Raw genomic sequence first — 22553 nt, forward strand, 5'->3', positions numbered from 1 at the left:
CTTATGCTTCTAACAATTCAGGGGCTTCTTCGAGCTTCACAGATACTAATCTGGAAACACCTGATTCTTGCATAGTCACCCCATATAAAACATCGGCTTCTTCCATTGTACCTTTACGGTGTGTAATAACAATAAATTGAGTATGTTTACTATAATATTTTAAATATTGAGCAAATCTTGCCACATTTGCTTCATCGAGTGCTGCTTCTACTTCATCAAGCACACAGAATGGGACCGGACGGACACGAAGGATCGCAAACAGTAATGCAATGGCTGTTAAGGCGCGTTCACCACCTGAAAGCAAGCCCAATTGCTGTAACTTCTTACCGGGAGGCTGGGCGATAATATCAACACCAGTCTCTAATAACTGATTCGGATCAGTTAATTTCAGTTCTGCATGTCCTCCACCAAATAATCGTTGGAAAACGACCGTGAATTCTTCTTTAATTTGTGAGAAGGTCTCATCAAATCGTCTCGTCATCTCTTCATCCATTTCCGCAATGATTTCATATAGGGTCCGTTTGGCTTCGACCAGATCCGTTTGCTGGCTTGTCAAAAATTCATGCCGTTCTTTAATCCGGTCATATTCCTCGATTGCCCCAATATTTACAGTACCAAGTTCTTCAATTGATTTTTTGATCAGTTTTACCTGCTCTTTGGCATTTTCTAAATGATCTGGTGCAGGGTAATCTGCTTTTGCTTTTTCGAACGTCATGCTGTACTCATTTTCTAGCAGTTGCAACCTGTTATCCAAATCAAGATCTAAACGATTTCGACTGATTTCAATCGCTTGAATGTTTTGTTGCAAATCGTATTCTTCTTTTTGTGCAAGTCTGATTGATTCATCTAACGTGGTCACGTTTTGCTGACTCGCAGAACGAGCATCTCTTAGTTGTTGCAACGCTTCTTGGTTACTCTGTTTCTGCTGCCTTTTATCCTCAATCTGTTGCTCAATCTCTTCTTCCGTCTGTTGACTATTTTTTACATCAATCAGCTGTTGTAATTGTTGTTCTTTCGTGCTTTGTATTTCCTTGTATTCTGCCATTTCCGATTCTGTTTTTGCAACTTTTTCTTTCTGATTGGTTAACTGACTTTTCAATTCGGCTTGCTGTACTTGTAGTCGTTGAAGGTTGTCCTTCAATCCCTCTTCTTTAGCCTCAAAATTTTGAAGCTGGTCTGTTAAGGTTTCAATCTTCTGATCAAGCGTTGTTAAGCGCTCGTGAAGAGATTCTAAATCACCATCAATCTGTGTACGTTGCTCTTCTAATAACTTCCTGTCCTGTTCCTGTTGCATCTTATCCTGATCATAAATGGATAGTTGATCATTCAAATGTTCAAGTGATAGTTTAGACTCTTTATACTCGCTATGATGCTTTTGATAATTCATGCGCAATCCATCTAATTTTTGATACAAAGTGTCTTTTTGCACACGTAATTCAGCCAATGAATCTTTTTGTGTTTGCAATTGTTTTTCATAGTCAGTCACGCGCACCTGGTATTCTTTGTATTTTTTCGTTAATGTCTTCAGTTCACGATCTCTCGTAAATAATGACTGGTTATTCTTTTTCTTGGCACCACCAGACATGGAACCACCAGGATTCACGACATCGCCATCTAATGTGACGATTCGGTACCTTCTGCCAGTCTGTTGGGCAAAACGGTTGGCACCTTCTAATGTTTTTGAAATGATAACATTCCCTAATAGTGCCCCCATCACCGATTGATATGTAGAATCAAATTGAATTAAATCTACGGCAACCCCAACAAACTCGTCATCCTGTTTAAGCATTTCAACAAAATTAGCCGGTATTTGTTTCGGTTTCATCGCATTAATAGGTAAAAAGGTAGCCCGCCCCTTGTTTGTTCTTTTAAGCCACTGGATTGCCTCACGCGCTGATTTTTCATTGTCGACAACGACATGTTGAGCTTGTGCACCCAATGCAGTTTCCATCGCATCCACCAGCTGATCACCAAACTCAATAAGCTCAGGTATCGCACCATGGATGCCTGATAGTTTATGTTGTTCACGAGCTTTCAACACTTCTTTGACGCCAAAATAAAAACCTTGGAAATCTTCTTTCAAATCTTCGAGCATTTCTTTCTTAGATTTTAAATTCTCTAGCATTTGATAGCCTTTATACAGTTTCTGTTGCATATCATCGAGCATCTTATCTTCTGCTGATACCTTTCGCTCGGTTTGCTGGTAAGATTCTTGCACTTCTTGTAACTCTTTACTTTCACGATCAACTACGGCTTCTGCTTGCTCCACCGCCCGAACAAGTTCACTCCGCTCCTCATATAAATGTTGCCACTTAGTGGATTGAACATTCTTTTTGCCTTCCATTTTTTCTAATTGCTGCTGTATAGAATTCTTTTCATTACGTTTCGCTGCCTGCTCATTCAGCAGTTCAATATAATCACTCTTCAGCGTTTCAAGATCTTCTTCGATTGTATTTTTTCCTGTTTTTAATTGCTCATTAATAGTATTAATTTGCTTCGTTAAAGATTGATTCTCTTGTTTATACCGGTCTAAAATCTGTTGTTCCTGTTGCAATTGCTCCAAAAGAGCTTCTTTTTTTTCTAGCGTATCGGCAATATCTCGTTCTAAATTCGTTTTATTTTCATGAAAATGCTGAAGCCTTTCATGAAAGATTTTCTTGTTACCTTCAAGATTCTCTAATTCCTGTGTTGCAACTAATAATGTTTCCTGTAATTTTGTAATTTGTTCATCTGCCTGCTGGACTTCCTGTTTTAACTGCGTACTTTTTTGTTCATGTGTTTCAATCCATTGTTGCTTACCTTTTAAATCAGTACGCATCTTAGTTAATTCCTGTTCAGAAGCTTGCCATTGATCATTCAGCTGCTCAATTTCTTTTGCTAGCAAGCCGACTTCTACATTTGTCAGCCGTTCTTTTTGGGACAGATATTCTTTTGCAATCGACGCTTGCTTTGCCAATGGTTCCAATTGTCCGTCGATTTCATAAATAATATCTTCCACACGGTTTAAATTTTCTTGTGTTTCAGCTAATTTATATTCTGCTTGTTTCTTTCTGTTTTTATATTTCAAAACACCTGCAGCTTCTTCAAAAATCACTCGTCGTTCTTCCGATTTAGAGCTTAGGATTTCTTCCACTTTCCCCTGACTGATAATAGAAAAAGCTTCTCTTCCTAATCCTGAGTCCATAAAAAGTTCAGTAATATCTTTTAAGCGGCATGGCTGTTTATTCATTAAAAATTCACTTTCACCTGAACGGTACACTCTTCTTGTGACACTGACTTCCTGATAATCTACGGGAAGACGGTTATCTGAGTTATCCAGTACCAACGTTACTTCGGCAACATTTAAGGCCCTGCGCGATTCACTTCCCTGGAATATAATATCTTCCATTTTGGCACCACGAAGGGATCTAGCTGATTGCTCCCCCAGTACCCAGCGAATCGCATCGGTAATATTACTCTTTCCACTTCCGTTCGGTCCTACTACGGCCGTAACCCCTGGTACAAATTCGACTTTAATTCGCTCAGCGAAAGATTTAAAACCAATTGTATCTAATTGTTTTAAATACATTTATAAAACTCCTATTTATATCATTTCATCGCGAAAAATCAAGATTGGATTATATTTAATCCTTTGCTTTTCAACTTATTTATTTTATCATAAAGACTAGAGTAAGAGAAGGAAGATCCTATAAAATACATATTAGGAGTGAATAGAATTGCATTTAGAAGAAAAAACAGAAGCTAATTTGACTTATATCATTCAGGAAATGGGTAAAATGCTGCAAGTTGTGAATGAATCGATTATGAATCCTGATGACTATGATATGGAGCATTATGATGAACTAAAAGAGCTGTATGATTTACTTAAAATGAAAGGTAGCTTAACCGTAGCAGAAACCCAAGCCTTCATTGCCGAATTACGACAATATCGTAAATAAAACCTATCAAAAAAGCTCGGATGCCTCAATAATAGCAGCCGAGTTTTTTTGAACTTTTCATAATACGGATTATGTCAAAAAGCGTTGTGGTAAATTTTGAAATGATTCATGTGCTGGAATACCGCTCCGGCCAACCACTTCACGTCCTGCGGGCACGGCTGAAGATCCACTTAGTCTGTGCCTGTGTCTGCAAGTATCGCTTTGAAGCGTGCTACCTTGGCACAAGGCAGAAGCTGTGCAAGTAGCAGCCTAGCTGAAGCTGTACCCCTATAGCCGTCAAGTTAAGGTAAGGCTTTTAAAAAGCAAGGTGGATACGTACCGTAATGGGTACAAGTTATGTATGGGGAGGGGATTTTTTATGAGTTTTGTGAATGATATGAAACCATTTAAAAAGCTATTCCTGAGGTATTGTCGGTTTCGAAACTACAAAATTGGCCCAAGAAACTGGATTTGTGAAACGCCAGAAGAAACTAAAACCTGATCAAAATCTATATTGGCACGGACAAAGAGAGCATCGGTATTGACACAAGAGTCCTTTTGATATCCTTGAGTGGTTCTAAATTTGATTCTTTTGGACAGCTTTTGACGTTTACTCTTTCAAACAGTCATAGGGTTGATTCTTATGGACGAAAATCGGAAAAAACCTATTAAACTGTCCATAAGAATCGATCCTATGATATGAGCAAACATGTAAGGCGGTTTAAGCACTTTTTAACTTTTTCTTAGCTTGACGGTTATGAGCCATGCCCACAGGACGCGGAGCATATTTCTGGAGTTTTGCTAAGCAAATACAATATATCAAAATTACCATCTTGTAATACAGTCCACTTTACATAATCCGTATTATTTCCTTCTTGGCATAAAAAAATTCTACTATCAATTAGCCCGCAGGCATTTCATTGATAATAGAATTTATGTACTGACGACCGTGGTGCTTATTGTGGAAGTGCATCGAGTGCCTGTTTGGCCGCACGTTGTTCTGCTTCCTTTTTTGTTCTGCCGACACCTTTTCCAGCAGTCTGTCCGTTGATAGTGACAACAGCGAAAAATTCTCGATCATGTGCAGGTCCTTTTTCATCAATAATGCAATACTCCACTAATCTATTTTTATGCTGCTGTACGGTTTCTTGCAACTGACTTTTGTAATCCATCGTATGAGAAAAAACACCGGTTGTAATTTCAGGGTAGACATATTTCTTTAAAAAATTAATTACTTGATCGTACCCTTGATCTAAGTATAAAGCACCTATAAATGCTTCAAAAACATCTGCCAAAAGGGCTGGACGGTTACGACCACCTGTCATTTCTTCCCCTTTACCTAAGAGTATGTATTTACTAAAATCTAATGTTTCCGCAAATGTGACGAGCGCTGGCTCACAAACAATGGATGCCCGAAGCTTCGTCAAATCCCCTTCAGCAAAATGGTCGAATTCTCGGTAAAGGTATTGAGAAACACCTAACTCTAATACCGCATCTCCCAAAAATTCTAATCTTTCATTATCTAGCAGATTCTTTTTCCGGTGCTCATTCACATAAGATGAATGAGTAAAAGCTTGTCTTAATAGTTTTTCATCTTTAAACCAAATATTCAGTTCTTTCTGAAGCAATTTCAAATCTGACACTTTCTTCACCTACCAACATGATTTCAATCATTGACACTATTATAAAGGAAATATGGCGATACGCCAACCTTTTCTGTAAAGGTTTCCCACTAACGTAAACCCGGCGATTGCCAATCTTTGAGTCGACAGCAGAAGTGTATGTTCTCTTTCTCGTGATTTTCTGTGTCGAGTTACTCCGCTGTTGATTACTTATATTCCTGGTAAATAAATACTAAGAAAGTCTTACATGGGTAAGACTTTCTTAGAGGTTACAAATTATTGGTTGCTGTCTATGTATTTTACAGCATCACCTACTGTAGCGATTTTTTCTGCATCTTCATCAGCAATTTCCATGTCAAACTCGTCTTCTAATTCCATCACTAGTTCCACTACATCTAAAGAATCTGCTTCTAAATCATCTTTAAAAGACGCTTCTAGTGTTACTTTCTCTTCGTCGACGTCAAGACGGTCAACAACGATTTGCTTTACTTTTTCAAAAGTCTCGGACATTCTCGTCACCTCCTTTCAAAGGTCAAGTTCATTTTATTACATGATCATACCACCATCAACCTGAATGGTTTGACCTGTAATATAGCTGGATTGTTCAGAAGCCAAAAACAGGGCTACTTTAGCTACGTCTTCCGCTTTACCTAATTTGTTTAGAGGAATTAGAGAAAGCATTTGTTCTTTCTGTTCTTCCGTTAATTTGTCCGTCATGTCTGTTGCAATAAAACCAGGAGCAATGGCATTGACTAATATATTACGAGCAGCAAATTCTTTCGCTGTCGACTTAGTTAGTCCAATGACACCAGCTTTTGCCGAAACATAATTGGCCTGTCCTGGATTACCGCTGATTCCAACTACAGAAGATACATTGATAATCCGACCTTGTCGCTGCCTCATCATTTGACGAGATACCGCCTTAGTAGTTAAGAAGACACCTTTGAGATTAATATCAATAACATCTTCAAAATCCGCTTCACTCATCCGCATTAACAAATTATCTTTGGTAATGCCTGCATTATTCACAAGAATATCAAGACTTCCAAAGGTTTGAATCGTCTCTTTCACCATGGCCTTCACATCAGCTTCATCACTGACATTAGCTTGAAGCTTGATCGCTTCTCCGCCATTCGCGACGATCTCGTCAACCACTGCCTGCGCTCTTTCTTCACTTCCAGAGTAGTTTACCACGACTTTTGCACCGTTACTAGCAAAAGTTAAGGCGATCTCGCGCCCAATTCCACGAGAAGCACCTGTAACAAGTGCAACTTGATCAGTTAACATCATTTATTAGTCCTCCTTCATCCACTCGATAAATGTTTGCAAGGAAGCATCATCCTGTACAGCAAAGGTAGTCATTCTCCGATTCACTTTCTTTACCAGTCCCGTTAGTACTTTACCACTACCTACCTCAACAATTGCATCAAGTGATTCATCCAGCAACTGTTCAATTATTTCTTCAAATCTTACAGGTGAATATAACTGTTCTACCAGCAGCTGCTTGATTTGTTCTTGATTGGTTACTTTGTCTGCTGTCACATTTGCGTAGACAGGAATTCTCGTATCTGACCAATTCACGTTCTGAACAAGATCACTAAACTGCTTTGCTGCAGGTTTCATTAGACTGGAATGGAACGGACCACTCACAGCAAGTGGTAATACTCGCTTGGCCCCTGCTTCTTTCACCTGATCCACCGCAACATCAACAGCCTTCTGTGAGCCGGAAACTACAATTTGTCCCGGACAATTGATGTTTGCTATTTCTATCACTTCATCTGTTTCTTCATGAATGTGATCTAATGCTTCTTGCAGAGTTGACTTATCGAGGCCCAGTACTGCTGCCATCGCACCTTTTCCTGCTGGATAAGCATTCTCCATTAATTTTCCACGTTGATGTACTAATTCGACCGCATCTGTTACTGGCAAGGCATTTGCTGCTACAAGTGCACTGTATTCACCTAAACTATGACCACCAGTTACAGCAGGGACAATACCGTGTTCGTTTAATAATTGAGTTAGCGCAGCACTTACTAGTAATAGCGCTGGCTGCGTATTTTCAGTTTTCGTTAAGTTTTCCTTTGGACCATTAAACATAATGTTGGTCAGATCATAACCTAATACTTCATTTGCCTGATCAAACAATTCTCTAACCTGTTCATAGTTGTCGTATAAGTCCTGTCCCATGCCTACTGCTTGAGACCCTTGACCTGGATAAATAAATGCTACTTTTTTCACGACCTATTCCTCCTCATTATTCGCCTGAAGCTGTTGAACTTCAGCTTCGATTTTCGTGATGACTTCTTTCTCCACTATCTGGACAGTCTGTTGAATCGCACTAAAAATCGCTTGTTGGTTGGAAGAACCGTGCGCTTTTACAACTGGTGCTGCTAGACCGAACAACGCAGCTCCACCGTATTCGGAATAATCAAGTTTGCTCTTTATCCCCTTCATATCATTCTTAGCAAGAAGTGCTGCAAGTTTGGTTTTAGTATTTGTCGTAAAAACTTCTTTGATCATAGAAAACATCGTCAAAGCAGTTCCCTCAACAGTTTTCAACGCGATATTACCACTAAAACCATCAGTGACCACGACATCTGCAACACCATTCAATAAATCACGAGCTTCCACATTTCCGACAAACTGAATAGGCAAATCCTGCATTAAATCAAATGCTTTCTTTGTCAGGTCATTTCCTTTGCCTTTTTCTGTCCCGACATTTAGAAGTCCTACACGAGGTTTTTCAACTTGTCGTACTTTCTCCATATAGATGGATCCCATTAACGCATATTGCTGAAGATGCTGTGGCTTGGCATCGACATTCGCGCCGACATCAAGCAGTAAAAAGCCGTCTCCATCTACTGTCGGAAGCGTTGGACTTAATGCAGGTCGATCAATCCCTTTAATACGACCAACTATAAACAATCCGGCACTCATTAGTGCACCAGTGTTACCGGCTGATATACAAGCGTCAGCTCGACCAGTTTTGACTTCGTTTGCCATTAACACCATGGAGGCATTTTTTTTGCGACGAACTGCTTTTACTGGTTCATCTTCACTTGTTATTTTTTCTGTGGTATGTATGATGTCAACTCGGTTGTTACTTTTCAGATAGGGTTTCATTGCATTTTCATCACCTATTAGTGTTAAATGAAGCTGATCAAAATGTTCGATGGCTTTCATCGCACCAAGAACGATTTCCTTCGGTGCATGGTCACCACCCATCGCATCTATTGCAATTCTCATGATTGTTCCCCTTCCTTATTGTCATTCGAACGAAACATTTCAAAGAGTCCCGTAAAGACTGTTTCATTATCAACATAACTTTGGATTTCAACAGCAGTACGGTTGGAAGACGTTACTTCTATCACTCTTGCTTTTGCGATCACTCTCTCACCTTGCACCACTTGTCGGGTGAATTTAATATCAGCATTTGCTGTCAATGCTAATTCATCATTGATGACAGCAACCGCAAGTGAATTAGCCTGAGCAAACAAATGGTGGCCTCGGGCAATTTTATTTCGTGAAAAAACATGTTCTGCTGTTATATCCAGAATAGAAATAGCTCGGTTATCTAACTCCAGATCTATAATTTCACCGATCACTTCATCAATCGGCAAAGCTTTCACTGTTTCATTCCAATTATTCGTTGCGACTGATTTAATTCGTTCTCTCAGCTCAGGTATATTTAGTTCCATTCGATCCAGCCGTATGGTCTGGATACTGACCTCAAACATTTTCGCTAACGCTTCATCGGTAATAAACGGTTTTTCTTCAATCGTATCCTTTAGCAATAATTGCCGTTCTTTTTTGTTCCGTTTCATGTACTCCACCGTCCATTTACATGTCATCCGCTTTTTTACAAAGATTTATGACTAGGTACTAATAGTAATATATAATACCATCGTCATTTATGCAAGTGTCTGCTTATCTAAATCTAATTCTTTCTGCAAATAATTGAATAAATCCTGATAATCAGGATCCTTCCAAAATTGATGTTCTACCAGCTCGATTGCATCTGTACGAGCTGTTTCCAATGCACGGTAATCGTGAACAAGATCCGCTAATTTAAACTCAGGAAGACCACTCTGTTTCACACCAAAAAGATCACCGGGACCTCTTAACTCAAGATCTCGTTCAGCCAATTCGAACCCATCTGTTGTTTCCGTCATGATCCTCATCCGTTCTTTTCCTGTTTCACCTTTAGGATCAGCTACTAATATACAGTAACTCTGTTTATCCCCTCTACCAACACGCCCCCTCAGCTGATGGAGCTGTGACAGACCGAAACGATCGGCATCCTGAATCATCATGACCGTGGCATTTGGCACATTAACACCTACTTCTACGACAGTAGTAGAAACTAAAATTTGTACATTGTTAGAAGCGAAATCAAGCATTACTTGTTCTTTTTCTTCTGTAGATAATCTACCGTGCATTAATCCAACTGTTGCCTTTCCTTGAAGCACTTCCTGTAATTGAGCAAAAAGGTCTAAAGCATTTTGGATATCTAATTTATCCGACTCCTCAATTAATGGACAAATAATATAAGCTTGCGAACCTTTTTTTATTTCTTTATAGATAAAATTCACGGTTCGTTCAAACATATTTTGTTTTACCCAATATGTTTCAACTGGTTTTCTCCCCTTGGGCATTTCATCAATTTTGGATACATCCATATCACCGAATGCAGTAATGGATAACGTTCGGGGAATCGGTGTAGCGGTCATATACAGCATATCAGCGAGAATACCTTTTTCCCTTAACGTATTGCGCTGATGAACACCAAATCGATGCTGTTCATCTATGATGACATAAGCCAAATCACGAAAATGCACATCATCTTGAATCAGAGCATGAGTACCGATCACCACCTGACAACTTCCATCCTCTACCTCAGACAGAATCTGTTGTCTTTTCTTACCTTTGATTGATCCGGTCAATCGATGGATCGTCACTTCCTTCGGTAATAATTCTTTCAGTGATGCTTCATGCTGTTCAGCAAGAATTTCTGTTGGTACCATAAAGGCGACTTGCTTACCGGCAGTCACTGTCCCATACAGACTGATTACTGCTACGGCTGTCTTCCCTGAACCTACATCTCCTTGCAGCAACCGATTCATGCGGTATGGGGAATGCAAATCCTGAAAAATATCAGTAAGTGATTTTTTTTGAGCTTCCGTAAGGGTAAAGGGAAACTGCTGTATTAATTGTTTTACTTGCTCCATGTTAATGACTTGCGCATTTCCTTCTGTGGCTTCGCGATTCCGTTTTCGATAAAGTTGCATTTTGATTTGAAATAACAATAATTCTTCATAGATAAAACGTCGTTTCGCATGCTTAAGCTGCTGAAATGAACTTGGAAAATGCATTTCTGAAAAGCCGGTGACTCGATCTGGCAGCTTGTACTTTGTTAAAAATGGGGCTGGCATAAACTCGCTGATTTCTTCTTGATAATCTTGTATTGTTTGCTTGATTATTTTTTGAAATTGCGCATTTTTTATGTCACCTTTTGAAGAATATATCGGAGAGATCGGATTATCGGCATTCATACTGCCTTTCTTATACTGATCAATGGTTATTTGCAACCGGTGCTGATCCCATTTTCCATTGACAGAGATCGTATCGCCAGCTACAAAGTGTTTTTTGGCAAATGGCCTATTGAACATAACACCTTTGACGACCGCGCCATCGACCCGAATATTGACTGTCAGACGAGATTTTTTTCGACCATAAAACGTGACCATTGGCTCCTGCAATACTTCTCCTACTATCGTCACTTTTTCATTATGGATCAATTCATGGAGCGGTTTCTGTTCATAATGGTCATAACGGTTAGGGAAATAATACAAAAGGTCTTCTACTGTATGAATATTTATCTGTTCCAATGTTTCGGCCAATTTTGGTCCAACACCTTTTATTTGTTCCACGGATAGTTGATTCATGGTATTCACTCTCACTTACTTCAACATAATTTAGATAGATATCTTTCATCTTTAAATAAATAAAAATGGCTGTCCAAAAGGTTCCATGCTGTACTGTCAACACTGCTTGCTCCTACAATGGAGCATGTCTACTAACTTTTCCTCAAAAAAGCAAGTGTTCAGTAGCTTCTCTGCTTATGGAGAAAGAAGCGACTGACAATCGATTTGTGTTTATGCCAGCATTCAATTGCCTAAAACCTTCTAAGACAGCCTGAATTCTATTTACTCTACCGAAAAAATATAAGAATAAATTGGTTGGTCCCCTTGATGTACCTCAATCTCTACATCTTCAAATTCAGCTTCAATAAATGCGATGATTGCTTGTGCTTCTTCTTCAGATGACTCTTGGCCACGTATAACGGTAACAATTTCGTCCTCATCAGGATCAATCAGGTCTGTTAATAATGACTTAATAACGGTTAGCTGATCGGCATTGGTTACTTTAATTTTACCATCTGCAAGTCCCATATAGTGTCCGTTCTCAATGGTCATTCCGTCGATTTGCGTATCCCTGACTGCATAAGTAATTTGACCTGTCTTCACATGTTTGCTTGCTTCAGCCATCGCCTCTTTATTATCTGTTAGAGAGTTCTCCGGGTTATAAGAAAGCATCGCAGCCATACCTTGAGGGATCGTTTTAGTCGGCACCACAGCAACATTTACTTCTGCTAATTCTGCTGCTTGTTCCGCTGCCATCACAATATTTTTATTATTAGGTAAAACAATTACATTCTCAGCATTAGCTTCCGTAATTGCATTAGCTATATCTTGTGTGCTCGGATTCATAGTTTGTCCACCTTGAATGACAACTGTTGCTCCTAAGCTCTTTAATAAATCAGCTAATCCCGTTCCCATCGCAACGGTTACAACACCAAACGGTTGCTTCACTTTTGGTTTTTCCTGTTGTGGTTCTACTATTTTTGAATGCTGTTCACGCATATTTTCCACTTTTAAACTAATGAAGCTACCGAAACGTTGCCCCAAATTAAACACATCACCTGGATATTCAGCATGGATATGCACTTTTACGATTTCATCATCTGAAACCACTAATAAGGAATCGCCATGTTCGCTAAGCTCTTCTCTAAACTTCGCTTCATCATAAGGCTGTTCTTTTAACTTGTCTTCTTCAAAACGCACCATAAATTCCGTGCAATAACCAAATTCTATGTCATCCGTACTCATGTAATCCTGTGCCAGCTTATGGTGCTCAGCATTGACAAGGTCATCTAAATCCATCGTTTCATCTTGTGACTGCGGGACTTCTTCCCCTTTCAATCCAGCCAAAAACCCTTCATAGATAACGACTAAACCCTGTCCTCCACTATCAACTACGCCAACCTCTTTCAGAACGGGTAATAAGTCAGGAGTTCGTTTCAATGATTTCTTGGCAGCTTGGACTACTTTCTCCAAGAATATTTCGATGTCTTTTTCTTGTTTTGCAATTTCTTTTGCATCATGAGCTGTATCTTTGGCAACCGTGAGAATTGTACCTTCGACCGGTTTCATTACAGCTTTATAAGCCGTATTTACACCGCTATCAAGAGCCGTCACAAAACTGTCTATATCTAATTCTTCTTTGCCCTCCAACCCTTTGGCAAAACCTCTGAAAATCTGTGACAAAATTACACCTGAGTTACCTCTAGCTCCCATAAGCAGACCTTTAGCAAAAGCATTGGCCACCTCTGATACACTATCCTTATTCGCCTTCTTTACTTCAGTCGCTCCAGAAGTTATCGATAAATTCATATTTGTTCCAGTATCACCATCAGGTACTGGAAAAACATTCAATGCATCAATCTTATCTGCATTATTTGACAGGTGTGTAGCCCCTGTTATGACCATATTAGCAAATAATGCTGCGTCAATATTTTTATGCGTCACTTGCATGTTCCTCCCTCTGCTCCATTTCCAATATATAATCTACTTAGCAGGAATTGTTCTCACAAAACTTCCTTAATCCTGAATCACACGTACACCCTGAATATAAATATTAATAGAATTTATTTTTAGACCAAGCGTTTTTTCAAGGTTATATTTTACCTGTGATTGAACATTATGTGCAACTTCCGAAATTTTCGTGCCATAACTGACTATGATATACATGTCAATGTGCACGGCCTCCCCTTCTTGCCGAACAATCACACCTCTTGAAAAATTCTCTTTTCTTAATATTTCTGCTATCCCGTCACGCAATTGCTTCTTCGATGCCATTCCAACAATTCCATAGCATTCAATAGCAGCGCCTCCTGCTATCGTTGCAATTACCTCATTTGTAATGGTCACATGACCATCTGCAGTAGTTAATTCAATAGACATCCTTCATCCTCCTTTATGTATAGATAAAAGAAAAGTGCTTTTGAGATTTTCAAGCTTTATATAGTTAACGGCTTAGTTAACGGCTGTTTTCAATTACATGAGAAATAAGGGTATTCCATTATAGAATGTATGAAAATCACCTTCATGTCAAGCAATCTCATTATATTTTCCTATAGTTGTTTGTTCCTGCTACAGTTTAGGGCGATGTCTTTAAATTTATATTATATTTGATAAATCAAATTGCAAAAAGAACCAATATATGATAAATTAGATAAGTATGAATTGAGTTAGTGTAGTAGGAGGGAACAAATTATGGGACGTAAATGTGTCGTAACTGGTCGTAAAACGACTTCAGGAAATAAACGTTCACACGCTATGAATGCAAATAAGCGTAATTGGAAAGCAAACGTACAGAAAGTTAGAATCATGGTTGACGGTAAACCTCAACGTGTATATGTTTCTGCTCGTGCGCTTAAATCTGGCAAAGTAGAACGCGTATAATTTATGAATAACTTGTGAAATGGCTCCTGTTCAGCAGGGGCCTTTTTCATAGGTGAAAAAGCAGACAATTACAGCCACAAAAGCGAAATTCAGAAGCAATCATGCTCATTAAGAAATGAAAATTGGGTGCTTATAATACGGGTTATGTCAACTAGCTCTGGGCCATTTTAATATTTATTTGTGTGCTGGGATATCGCTCCGGCCAACCACTTCGCATCCTGTGGGGCACGGCTTCAGCTAGGCTACTACTCGAACAACTCCTTTTCTGCCTTAGCTTACTTCGAAGTGATACTAGCAGCCACAGGCACATACAAAGTGGTCTCCGTGTCCGAAAATCCCGCAGGAAAGTGTTTTTCTTTCCGAGGAAGTTGAGGCCGACCCCACAGGACGCGGAGCATATTTCCGGATTACCACATTGTCATATAGTTCAATTTACATAATCCGTATTATAGGTAGTAGTTGTTGAGAAATGGGTTTAAATAATGAATCCAGTGAACATGTTTCCGAAGCTTCGCCGGACTCACTGTCTACCAATATAAATCTGTTTCATAGTTAAGGAAAAGACCGGGCGATTGCCCGGTCTTTTCTTATCTAGCTACGTAAACAAACACTTTGATAAATATACAATAATAGCATGCAACTTCCACTGGCTGGCAACAGTCAACAAGTCGGACATCTGTAATTGTGCGCCTGCTCGAAAGCTGGCAATACAGATGTCATTCCCTACTGTCAATCAGAGCTTGCTTATTTTTTGCCAGATCCCAACAATGCTCGGATGAATCCTCCAAGAAAACGTGGGAGTTTAATCGTATAGAATTTCATCATACCCCTCCTCTTCACTCCAGAAGACATAAACACTTTTTGTTCAGTTGTAAATCTGTTCTTATACAGCTTATGAGGAGACACGCCTAAATTTGCATAGGTTTCAATATTTATTGAATAATTTACGTCGGTTCCTCCTCCGTACTCTTTATCATTATTAATATGCCATCATTAAATAAAAAAGTACCTTGAGAACCAATTATTTTATTAGAGATACATCGAGTACTCCCCCACGTTAACGTGTAATCTTCCAAAGGGTATGCGAAATCACGCAATGTCAATCCTTCGACATGCTGGGATAGAGTGACAAAAGAAATCAGTTCGGAAGCTTTTGCCTCGACTCTGTAAGTACCAGGTTTATAAATAGAAATAGCATTATGCCGATCAAACAGTATAGCCTTAATATTTTTTTCTAATAACAAGTATAGCAACTGTAAATTGGCCATTTCATGATCCAATCGTTTGCCTGTAGCACCAAAAAGCGAAATGGATTCGGGCTCAAGAAGAAGTGCATGAGAAACAGCCAATTCTAAATCAGTTTCATCTTTTGCTGATGGATATTCTTGATACCTAGCAGCATGTTGCTGTACCAGTTTCTTTTCGTCCAAGGTAATAGAATCAAAATCACCAATTGCCATATCAAGCGGAAGTTCGCTTCTCACTATATATAAGGCACCTTTATCAGCCCCTATCCAATAATCAACAGCAGATTGATGTGTGGTTAATAGGCTTAACGTTTGTTCAGGACCACCTGCGACAATACCAATGTGCATAATGAACAGCCTTTCTACACGAATTACTCATGATTTCGTATTTTTTCGATAGCACCCTGACGATCTTGTTCATTAAAAATGGCGCTGCCGGCAACTAATACATCTACTCCGGCATCAATACATTGCTTAGCTGTCATTTCGTTTACGCCACCATCAACCTCGATTTCGAAAGCTAATCCTAATTCTTCTCTCCATTGAACAGCTTGCTGTACCTTTTCTAAGACTTCCGGAATAAAAACTTGCCCACCGAATCCAGGGTTGACAGTCATAAACAGAACAAGGTCGATATTTTTTAAAATTGGTTTAATCATTTCCACTGGTGTGGCAGGGTTAACAACGACACCTGGCTTCACACCAGCTTCCTTAATCAAATGGATAGTACGATGTAAATGCCTGCATGCTTCCACATGTACCGTTATAATATCTGCACCAGCATCGGCAAAATCATGAATATAGCGATCCGGCTCCTCAATCATAAGGTGAACGTCTAGTGTGGCATCCGTTAATGGACGAATGGATGATAGAACAACTGGTCCAAACGTAATATTAGGAACAAAATGTCCATCCATGACATCTACATGGATGTAGTCTGCTCCTCCTTGTATAACGTCTTCGATTTCCTCTTTCAAAATAGAAAAATTCGCAGATAATATCGATGGTGCGATTTTCGTGCTCATATTAATACCTCGGCTTTCTATTTTTTATTTCTTCGACGAATTGCAAATAATTTTGGTAGCGATCATCTAAGATTTCACCTTTATCCAATGCTGCTTTCACAGCACATTTAGGTTCTTTAATATGCATACAACCTCTGAATTTGCATTGATTTTGCAGTTCAACAAATTCAGGGAAGCATTCTGGCAAGACTTCTAACTTAATTTCTTTAAAGTCTAGCGCACTGAACCCTGGGGTATCTGCTATTAATCCTTCTTCAAAAGTAATTAACTCGACATGTCTAGTCGTATGCTTACCTCTTCCTAAACTTTCCGAGATATCATCTGTTTCCAATTGCAAATCTGGAATAATCTTGTTTAATAAAGATGTTTTGCCGACTCCAGATTGGCCAGCAAATACAGAAACCTTATGATTTAAATGGACCGAAAGCTGATGATTCAGCTCTCTATCTTTCGTGGAAAGAAATTCAACCTCATAACCAATTGTTTGATAATAGGCAAGTTTTTGTCTGACATTACTCTCTTCCTCTTCTTCCAGCAAGTCCATTTTTGTAAAAAATAATAGCGGTTGAATGGATTTAGATTCGACCAAAACTAAAAATTTATCTAATAGATTAAGGCTGAGGTCAGGCTCTTTCACTGAAGTTACAATAATAGCCTGATCCACATTGGCAATCGGTGGTCTGGTTAATTGGTTTTCTCGTTCCGCGATTGCCAAAATGTAGCCTTCTTTTTTATTATGGTATTCAAACTCAACATAATCACCTACAAGCGGTGTTATCTTTTTTTGACGAAAGTTCCCTCTACCACGGCATTGAACAAGACCACCTTCATATTGTACATAATAAAATCCGCTAAGTGCCTTGACAATTTTACCTTTCGGCATTTACTCACCCTCTACATCTTCATATTGTATTGTTTTCTCCATAATCAGTTCATCATCTCTTAGTACTTTGTAGGTTGCATCGTCATCTGGAGCAATAGTCAGATCGATGTCAAAAGACATATCTTCCGTAATCATTTTCACTTCCTGATATAATTCGGTAATATCATTATTCATATCTTCCACATAAATACTGATTTCCTGTGGTGTTTTCTCACCGGATTCTTCATCGTTTTGCCCTGTATATGGTATCGTAAACGATTCAGTATGTGTTACTTGTTGCTTCGGTTCAGGTCCTTTGGAGACGGTAAGTGCTACCGTGTCCCCTTTTTCAAGTTTTTCGTTTGCTGCTGGGTTCTGCTCCAGTACAATACCTACTTCTGCGTCTTCACTATGGACTTCCTTTATTTCGGCATTTAATTCATTATCATCGATATAGGAAGTTGCTTCATCAACATGTAACCCGACAAGCCTGTTTAAGGTAATTTGTTCAGGTCCTTTACTCACCTCAAAAATGACATTCGTTTCACGAGGGACTACTTCACTTCCTGCAGATGGTTGATATTGGGCAATAATTTCCCCAGCAGGACGATCTGAAAATTCTTCATAGAATTTCACATCTTTAAAGCCTGCATCCATCAATATGGATTCAATCCGATCGTAATCATTTCCGACATAATCATCCATCTCAAACGTTTCCGGACCAGTACTTACATAAATCGTCACTTCTTCGCCTTCTTTAATTTGTTTGTTAGCAGCTGGTGAAGTTTCGATAACGTGATTGTTTTCCACATCTTCATCAGAAGTCTCTTCTTTGACTACCGTTAGCTTCATTTCTGTTAATTGTTGCTCGGCATCTTCATAACTTAGACCAGCCACATCCGGAACTTGTACATCTTTCGGCTGAAATAATCCAGGCAGCACAAACAAAGCAATTAAAATAGCTCCAAAAAGAACGACAAACAAGCTTGTAACCCAAACAAAAGTCTTTTTCCGTTTGTTTTTTTTCTTTTCTTTCGGAGCTCCTGTCTGCTCCACGTTGTCCGTTGGAGTACTGACAAGTGTAGCCTCATCGTCCGTCTTCTGACCAACAAGCTGATCTCCTTCTTTAATGATTGGAACTGCCTTTGTAATCGTATCATCAGATTCAGGTGGTTGAAATTTCGTTTCATTTATTTTATCAGGATCTAATGAATGGATTAGTTGTTCTTCCATTTCATACACCGTTTGATAGCGATGGAACGGATCTTTCGTAGTTGATTTTAGAACAATATTTTCGACAGACTGCGGTACACGTGGATTGAACTCACGAATAGATGGTGTCTCAGACTGTAAATGTTTTAGAGCAATCGAGACCGCAGATTGACCAGAAAAAGGAAGTTGTCCTGTCAATAATTCGAATAATAGTATACCAAGTGAATAAATATCTGATTTTCGGTTTGCTTTTCCACCTCGAGCTTGTTCCGGTGATAAATAATGTACAGATCCTAGTACGGAATTGGTTTGCGTTAACGCAGTAGCGCTTAAAGCTACAGCAATTCCAAAGTCCGTTACTTTTACCTGACCGTATGGATTGATCAAGATGTTCTGTGGCTTAATGTCACGGTGGATTAAACCATTCTCATGTGCTTGGGCGATCGCAGATGTGATTTGTGTCATTATATCGATGACTTCTTCCACTTCAATTGGTGCATGCAACTGTATGTATTGTTTCAATGTCATTCCATCAACATATTCCATAACCATATAATAGATCTGGTCTTCTTCCCCGACGTCATAAATACTAACGATATTCGGATGAGACAAGCTGGTAGCCGCCTGTGCTTCACGATGGAATCTCGTAATAAATTCCTGGTCGTTCGCATATTCAAGACGAAGTACTTTAATGGCTACTTCCCGCTCAAGGATGGTATCATTCCCTAAATAAACATTGGCCATCCCGCCTCCACCGATCAGTTTAATGATCTCATATCGTTCATTTAATACTTTACCTTCTAGCATCAGACGTCACCAACTTCTTCTTGTTGATCAACAATAGCCAATGTAATATTATCTTCGCCACCGCGTTCATTTGCTAAATCGACTAACGTTTGCCCAAGGTTATCCAAGGAAGTGTCACAGATGACATCATGTAACTCTTGATCGGAAACTTTATTCGTTAAACCGTCTGAACAAATAAGAAGACGATCAAATCCTTCCCAATCAGAATGGAAAATATCTGGTTCTAAATCTGGTTCTGTTCCCAATGCTTTTAATATAACATTTCTTTTTGGATGGAGCTGTGCATCTTCTTTGGAAAGTTGCCCACTTCGTACCAGCTCACCCACTAAAGAATGGTCTTCCGTAACCTGCTTCCATTCTGCTTTACTAATCAAATAAGCACGACTATCTCCAATGTGACCAATAATTAAATCTTTTTCTGTACAAACAGCTGCCACAACCGTCGTTCCCATTCCTTGATAAGACGAATCGGATTGTGCTTTTTGATACACCAGATTATTTACTTCTTTAATAGAAGAAGCTAGCCATTTTTTAAAATCTAGCTCATGCACATCAGCATTGGTCCATAATTTCTCTAACTGTTCAATCGTTAATTTACTGGCAATATCTCCAGCCTGATGACCTCCCATGCCATCTGCCACAACTGCAAGCAATGCTTCTTTCCTGGGAATAACTGTCACAGCATCCTCATTCAATTGTCTGATCTTACCTTTGTCCGATTGATACACATATTTCATTCTTTCCACCTCTAATCCCCATCAACTATTTCGCAATAGTCTCGTAATAAAAAAGCCATCACTGTTTAAATCTTGAGGAAATATTTGCACACCAAACTCACAAAATCCACTGGTATGCTGCAATGCATCAGGTATATCATTGAAGAAACCCTGGTCAACTTGATATTCCGGGTGTTGCTGAAGAAATGATTGTATGACGTAGTCGTTCTCTTCTTTGTCTACTGTACAAGTACTATATGTCAATTTACCGTTCACCCGTAGTAAAGGTGCTACGTGATCTAATATTTGATGTTGTATTTGAGATAGTTGGAAGATGTCTTCTTCTCTTTTATTATATTTTATATCAGGCTTGCTGCGCAATACACCTAAACCTGTACACGGTGCATCAATTAATATTCGGTCAAATGTGGAGGCCGGGTGCTTCTCTTGTAATTTCCGTGCATCTGCCTGACCAGTCTGTATTGACGTCAAATCTAGAGAAGCTGCTTTATCAGCTACTAACTTTGCTTTCTTTCCATGTAAATCATAAGCATACACAGTACCATTATCCTGCATTTTCTCTGCAATGTGCGTCGTTTTACCACCAGGTGCACTACAAGCATCCAATACGGTCATGCCAGCTTCTAAATCCATCAACTCCGCCACTAACATCGAGCTTTCATCCTGTACAGTAAACATCGCGTTAGCAAAGGTATCATGTTTCAAAACATTACCTTTTTCGATGATAATACCTTGATCTGAAACATCAGAAGGTCTTGCCTTAATACCATCCGATTCCAGTTGATTCATTAACTGAGGCCTTGACGTTTTCAATGGCTGAATTCGAATGGTCATTTGTTTATGAAACAGGTTCGTTTCGCACATCGTTTCCGATACGCCCAATCCATATTGCTCGATCCATCGTTTCACAAGCCACTCTGGATGACTCGTCTTCACACCGATTCGCTTCACTTCATCGTCGATATCATCATAGTCTGAGAAACCTTCTCGTTGTGCAGCCCGCAAAATGCCATTCACAAAGCTTGCTATCCCTTTATGACCTCTGCTCTTGGCAATTTCGACGGCAACATGGATGATAGCGTGATCAGGAACTTTATCCAAATATTTCATTTGATAAATCGACAGATATAACAGCCACTTTACCCAATTATTCATTTTTTTCTTTTTGTTAATAAAACGGTCAAGGTCATATGCTAACGTCATTTTTCTTTGCAATGTTCCGTATACAATTTCTGTAAGCAATGCTCCATCTCTTGTGTCCAACTGATGCTTATTTAACGCCTGGTCAATTACCAGGTGACTGTATCCACCTTGATCTCCAATTCGGACCAATATATCCAGGGCAATTTCGCGTATGTTATTGTTTGCTGTTGTCATTCGCCTAATTTCTCTCCTACTTTCAGATTACTGCCAACGCCGCGAAGAAATTCTGCAGCTGTCATTTTCTTTTTTCCGGCAGGTTGCACCGTTGTTAACCGAACTGCCTTTTCGTCACCGGTTGCCACTGTAATTCCTTCTTCACTAGCATCTATAATGGTTCCAGCTGGTTGATTGCTAAATTGTGTTGCTTTATCGGCGTGATAAACTTTAAAGATTTTTCCTTGCCATAATGTAAAAGCAACAGGCCATGGATGAAGTCCTCTTATCTTATTAAAAACGACTTGTTGTGTCTGATTCCAATCGATTTTTTCTTGTTCACGTGTAATATTTGGAGCAAAAGTCGCCAACGATTCATCTTGTTCCTCACGATTCGCCTCTCCAGAAAAAATGGAAGGAATCGTGTCGGCTAATAGATCTGCCCCGATTGTGGCTAATTTGTCATGTAATGAACCTACATCATCAGTCTCAGCAATGGTTAATGCTTTTTGACTAATTACATCTCCAGCATCGAGTTTTTCTGCCATATACATAATCGAGATTCCTGTTTGTTGATGTCCTTCTAAGATCGAATAATGGATCGGGGCACCACCGCGTAAACTAGGTAGCAGAGATGCATGCACATTAATACAACCGTATGTCGGAATCTCTAATAATCCCTTAGGCAGCAACTGACCAAATGCCGCAGTCACAATCAAATCTGGTTTGAGGTCTTCAATGTCCTGATAATTATCTTTTATTTTTTCAGGCTGAAAAACCGGGATTTGATGTTTCTCTGCTGCTGCTTTAACGGGTGGTGGAGTCATGATACGCTTTCGGCCGCGTGGACGATCAGGCTGTGTTACCACCAAATCAACCTGATATCCTTCAGCAAGGATTCGTTCCAGTACAGGTACTGCAAAATCTGGGGTACCCATAAAAATAATATTGTTCATAAGAAAAA

Annotated in this window: 20 protein-coding genes; 2 read left to right on the forward strand and 18 right to left on the reverse strand. The window is 39.3% G+C overall.

Features of this window, described 5'->3' with window-relative positions:
• Position 1 precedes the first annotated feature (1 nt).
• On the reverse strand, positions 2 to 3568 hold the full coding sequence (smc, locus tag MUN88_RS17895; protein WP_244717610.1) for a chromosome segregation protein SMC: 3567 nt from the start codon (positions 3566 to 3568) through the stop codon (positions 2 to 4).
• A gap of 148 nt (positions 3569 to 3716) precedes the next feature.
• Here smc and MUN88_RS17900 point away from each other — a divergent pair, with 148 nt between their 5' ends.
• Positions 3717 to 3938 carry a DUF1128 domain-containing protein gene (locus MUN88_RS17900; RefSeq protein WP_244717613.1) on the forward strand — a complete coding sequence of 74 codons (222 nt, stop codon included), beginning with the start codon at positions 3717 to 3719 and terminating at the stop codon, positions 3936 to 3938.
• 935 nt (positions 3939 to 4873) lie between these two features.
• Here the strand turns inward: MUN88_RS17900 and rnc are convergent.
• The 9 genes from rnc to MUN88_RS17945 all read right to left on the reverse strand — a co-directional run bounded on the left by rnc (position 4874) and on the right by MUN88_RS17945 (position 13842).
• On the reverse strand, positions 4874 to 5560 hold the full coding sequence (gene rnc, locus MUN88_RS17905) for a ribonuclease III (RefSeq protein WP_244717616.1): 687 nt from the start codon (positions 5558 to 5560) through the stop codon (positions 4874 to 4876).
• A gap of 255 nt (positions 5561 to 5815) precedes the next feature.
• Positions 5816 to 6049 carry an acyl carrier protein gene (gene acpP / locus MUN88_RS17910; protein WP_244717619.1) on the reverse strand — a complete coding sequence of 78 codons (234 nt, stop codon included), beginning with the start codon at positions 6047 to 6049 and terminating at the stop codon, positions 5816 to 5818.
• Between the two features lie 36 nt (positions 6050 to 6085).
• Positions 6086 to 6826 carry a 3-oxoacyl-[acyl-carrier-protein] reductase gene (fabG, locus tag MUN88_RS17915; RefSeq protein WP_244724600.1) on the reverse strand — a complete coding sequence of 247 codons (741 nt, stop codon included), beginning with the start codon at positions 6824 to 6826 and terminating at the stop codon, positions 6086 to 6088.
• A 6-nt stretch (positions 6827 to 6832) separates the two neighbouring features.
• Positions 6833 to 7777: an ACP S-malonyltransferase gene (fabD, locus tag MUN88_RS17920; RefSeq protein ID WP_244717623.1), complete on the reverse strand. Its 945-nt coding sequence runs from the start codon at positions 7775 to 7777 to the stop codon at positions 6833 to 6835.
• A gap of 3 nt (positions 7778 to 7780) precedes the next feature.
• The gene (plsX, locus tag MUN88_RS17925; RefSeq protein WP_244717626.1) at positions 7781 to 8785 is read right to left on the reverse strand and encodes a phosphate acyltransferase PlsX; all 1005 of its coding nucleotides are present in this window, start codon (positions 8783 to 8785) and stop codon (positions 7781 to 7783) included.
• Entirely contained in the window at positions 8782 to 9363 is a 582-nt protein-coding gene (gene fapR / locus MUN88_RS17930; RefSeq protein ID WP_244717629.1) for a transcription factor FapR, read from the reverse strand. Before fapR ends, plsX begins: the two co-directional genes overlap by 4 nt.
• Before the next feature lie 87 nt (positions 9364 to 9450).
• Positions 9451 to 11484, reverse strand: coding sequence for an ATP-dependent DNA helicase RecG (gene recG, locus MUN88_RS17935; RefSeq protein WP_244717632.1), 2034 nt, complete (start codon positions 11482 to 11484; stop codon positions 9451 to 9453).
• 261 nt (positions 11485 to 11745) lie between these two features.
• Positions 11746 to 13407, reverse strand: a complete 1662-nt coding sequence (locus MUN88_RS17940; RefSeq protein WP_369809898.1) for a DAK2 domain-containing protein — start codon at positions 13405 to 13407, stop codon at positions 11746 to 11748.
• A gap of 72 nt (positions 13408 to 13479) precedes the next feature.
• Positions 13480 to 13842, reverse strand: coding sequence for an Asp23/Gls24 family envelope stress response protein (locus tag MUN88_RS17945; protein WP_244717637.1), 363 nt, complete (start codon positions 13840 to 13842; stop codon positions 13480 to 13482).
• Between the two features lie 312 nt (positions 13843 to 14154).
• Between MUN88_RS17945 and rpmB the strand changes: the two genes are divergently transcribed.
• Complete coding sequence (rpmB, locus tag MUN88_RS17950) at positions 14155 to 14343, forward strand: 50S ribosomal protein L28 (protein WP_244717640.1); 189 nt, start codon at positions 14155 to 14157, stop codon at positions 14341 to 14343.
• Between the two features lie 744 nt (positions 14344 to 15087).
• Here the strand turns inward: rpmB and spoVM are convergent.
• From spoVM to fmt, 8 genes are all read right to left on the reverse strand, one after another.
• Positions 15088 to 15165 carry a stage V sporulation protein SpoVM gene (spoVM, locus tag MUN88_RS21910; protein ID WP_139251824.1) on the reverse strand — a complete coding sequence of 26 codons (78 nt, stop codon included), beginning with the start codon at positions 15163 to 15165 and terminating at the stop codon, positions 15088 to 15090.
• A gap of 122 nt (positions 15166 to 15287) precedes the next feature.
• Positions 15288 to 15938 (reverse strand): thiamine diphosphokinase, encoded by a 651-nt coding sequence (locus tag MUN88_RS17955; protein ID WP_244717642.1) that lies wholly within the window; start codon positions 15936 to 15938, stop codon positions 15288 to 15290.
• Between the two features lie 23 nt (positions 15939 to 15961).
• Complete coding sequence (rpe, locus tag MUN88_RS17960; RefSeq protein ID WP_244717645.1) at positions 15962 to 16615, reverse strand: ribulose-phosphate 3-epimerase; 654 nt, start codon at positions 16613 to 16615, stop codon at positions 15962 to 15964.
• A gap of 1 nt (position 16616) precedes the next feature.
• Positions 16617 to 17498 (reverse strand): ribosome small subunit-dependent GTPase A, encoded by an 882-nt coding sequence (rsgA, locus tag MUN88_RS17965; protein WP_244717648.1) that lies wholly within the window; start codon positions 17496 to 17498, stop codon positions 16617 to 16619.
• The gene (gene pknB, locus MUN88_RS17970) at positions 17499 to 19496 is read right to left on the reverse strand and encodes a Stk1 family PASTA domain-containing Ser/Thr kinase (RefSeq protein ID WP_244717651.1); all 1998 of its coding nucleotides are present in this window, start codon (positions 19494 to 19496) and stop codon (positions 17499 to 17501) included. It lies immediately after the preceding gene.
• Entirely contained in the window at positions 19496 to 20233 is a 738-nt protein-coding gene (locus MUN88_RS17975) for a Stp1/IreP family PP2C-type Ser/Thr phosphatase (protein WP_244717655.1), read from the reverse strand. The genes pknB and MUN88_RS17975 overlap by 1 nt, the downstream gene beginning before the upstream one ends.
• A gap of 21 nt (positions 20234 to 20254) precedes the next feature.
• Positions 20255 to 21610 carry a 16S rRNA (cytosine(967)-C(5))-methyltransferase RsmB gene (gene rsmB / locus MUN88_RS17980; RefSeq protein ID WP_244717658.1) on the reverse strand — a complete coding sequence of 452 codons (1356 nt, stop codon included), beginning with the start codon at positions 21608 to 21610 and terminating at the stop codon, positions 20255 to 20257.
• Positions 21607 to 22545, reverse strand: a complete 939-nt coding sequence (fmt, locus tag MUN88_RS17985) for a methionyl-tRNA formyltransferase (protein WP_244717661.1) — start codon at positions 22543 to 22545, stop codon at positions 21607 to 21609. The genes rsmB and fmt overlap by 4 nt, the downstream gene beginning before the upstream one ends.
• Positions 22546 to 22553 lie beyond the last annotated feature (8 nt).

Source organism: Gracilibacillus caseinilyticus (assembly GCF_022919115.1).
Classification (GTDB): domain Bacteria; phylum Bacillota; class Bacilli; order Bacillales; family Amphibacillaceae; genus Gracilibacillus; species Gracilibacillus caseinilyticus.

Coding starts and splice junctions, on each gene's coding strand:
- smc (WP_244717610.1), bottom strand. CDS start 3,568: ATGTATTTAAAACAATTAGATACAATTGGTTTTAAATCTTTCGCTGAG.
- acpP (WP_244717619.1), bottom strand. CDS start 6,049: ATGTCCGAGACTTTTGAAAAAGTAAAGCAAATCGTTGTTGACCGTCTT.
- fabG (WP_244724600.1), bottom strand. CDS start 6,826: ATGTTAACTGATCAAGTTGCACTTGTTACAGGTGCTTCTCGTGGAATT.
- plsX (WP_244717626.1), bottom strand. CDS start 8,785: ATGAGAATTGCAATAGATGCGATGGGTGGTGACCATGCACCGAAGGAA.
- fapR (WP_244717629.1), bottom strand. CDS start 9,363: ATGAAACGGAACAAAAAAGAACGGCAATTATTGCTAAAGGATACGATT.
- recG (WP_244717632.1), bottom strand. CDS start 11,484: ATGAATCAACTATCCGTGGAACAAATAAAAGGTGTTGGACCAAAATTG.
- MUN88_RS17945 (WP_244717637.1), bottom strand. CDS start 13,842: ATGTCTATTGAATTAACTACTGCAGATGGTCATGTGACCATTACAAAT.
- rpmB (WP_244717640.1), top strand. CDS start 14,155: ATGGGACGTAAATGTGTCGTAACTGGTCGTAAAACGACTTCAGGAAAT.
- spoVM (WP_139251824.1), bottom strand. CDS start 15,165: ATGAAATTCTATACGATTAAACTCCCACGTTTTCTTGGAGGATTCATC.
- MUN88_RS17955 (WP_244717642.1), bottom strand. CDS start 15,938: ATGCACATTGGTATTGTCGCAGGTGGTCCTGAACAAACGTTAAGCCTA.
- rpe (WP_244717645.1), bottom strand. CDS start 16,615: ATGAGCACGAAAATCGCACCATCGATATTATCTGCGAATTTTTCTATT.
- rsgA (WP_244717648.1), bottom strand. CDS start 17,498: ATGCCGAAAGGTAAAATTGTCAAGGCACTTAGCGGATTTTATTATGTA.
- pknB (WP_244717651.1), bottom strand. CDS start 19,496: ATGCTAGAAGGTAAAGTATTAAATGAACGATATGAGATCATTAAACTG.
- MUN88_RS17975 (WP_244717655.1), bottom strand. CDS start 20,233: ATGAAATATGTGTATCAATCGGACAAAGGTAAGATCAGACAATTGAAT.
- rsmB (WP_244717658.1), bottom strand. CDS start 21,610: ATGACAACAGCAAACAATAACATACGCGAAATTGCCCTGGATATATTG.
- fmt (WP_244717661.1), bottom strand. CDS start 22,545: ATGAACAATATTATTTTTATGGGTACCCCAGATTTTGCAGTACCTGTA.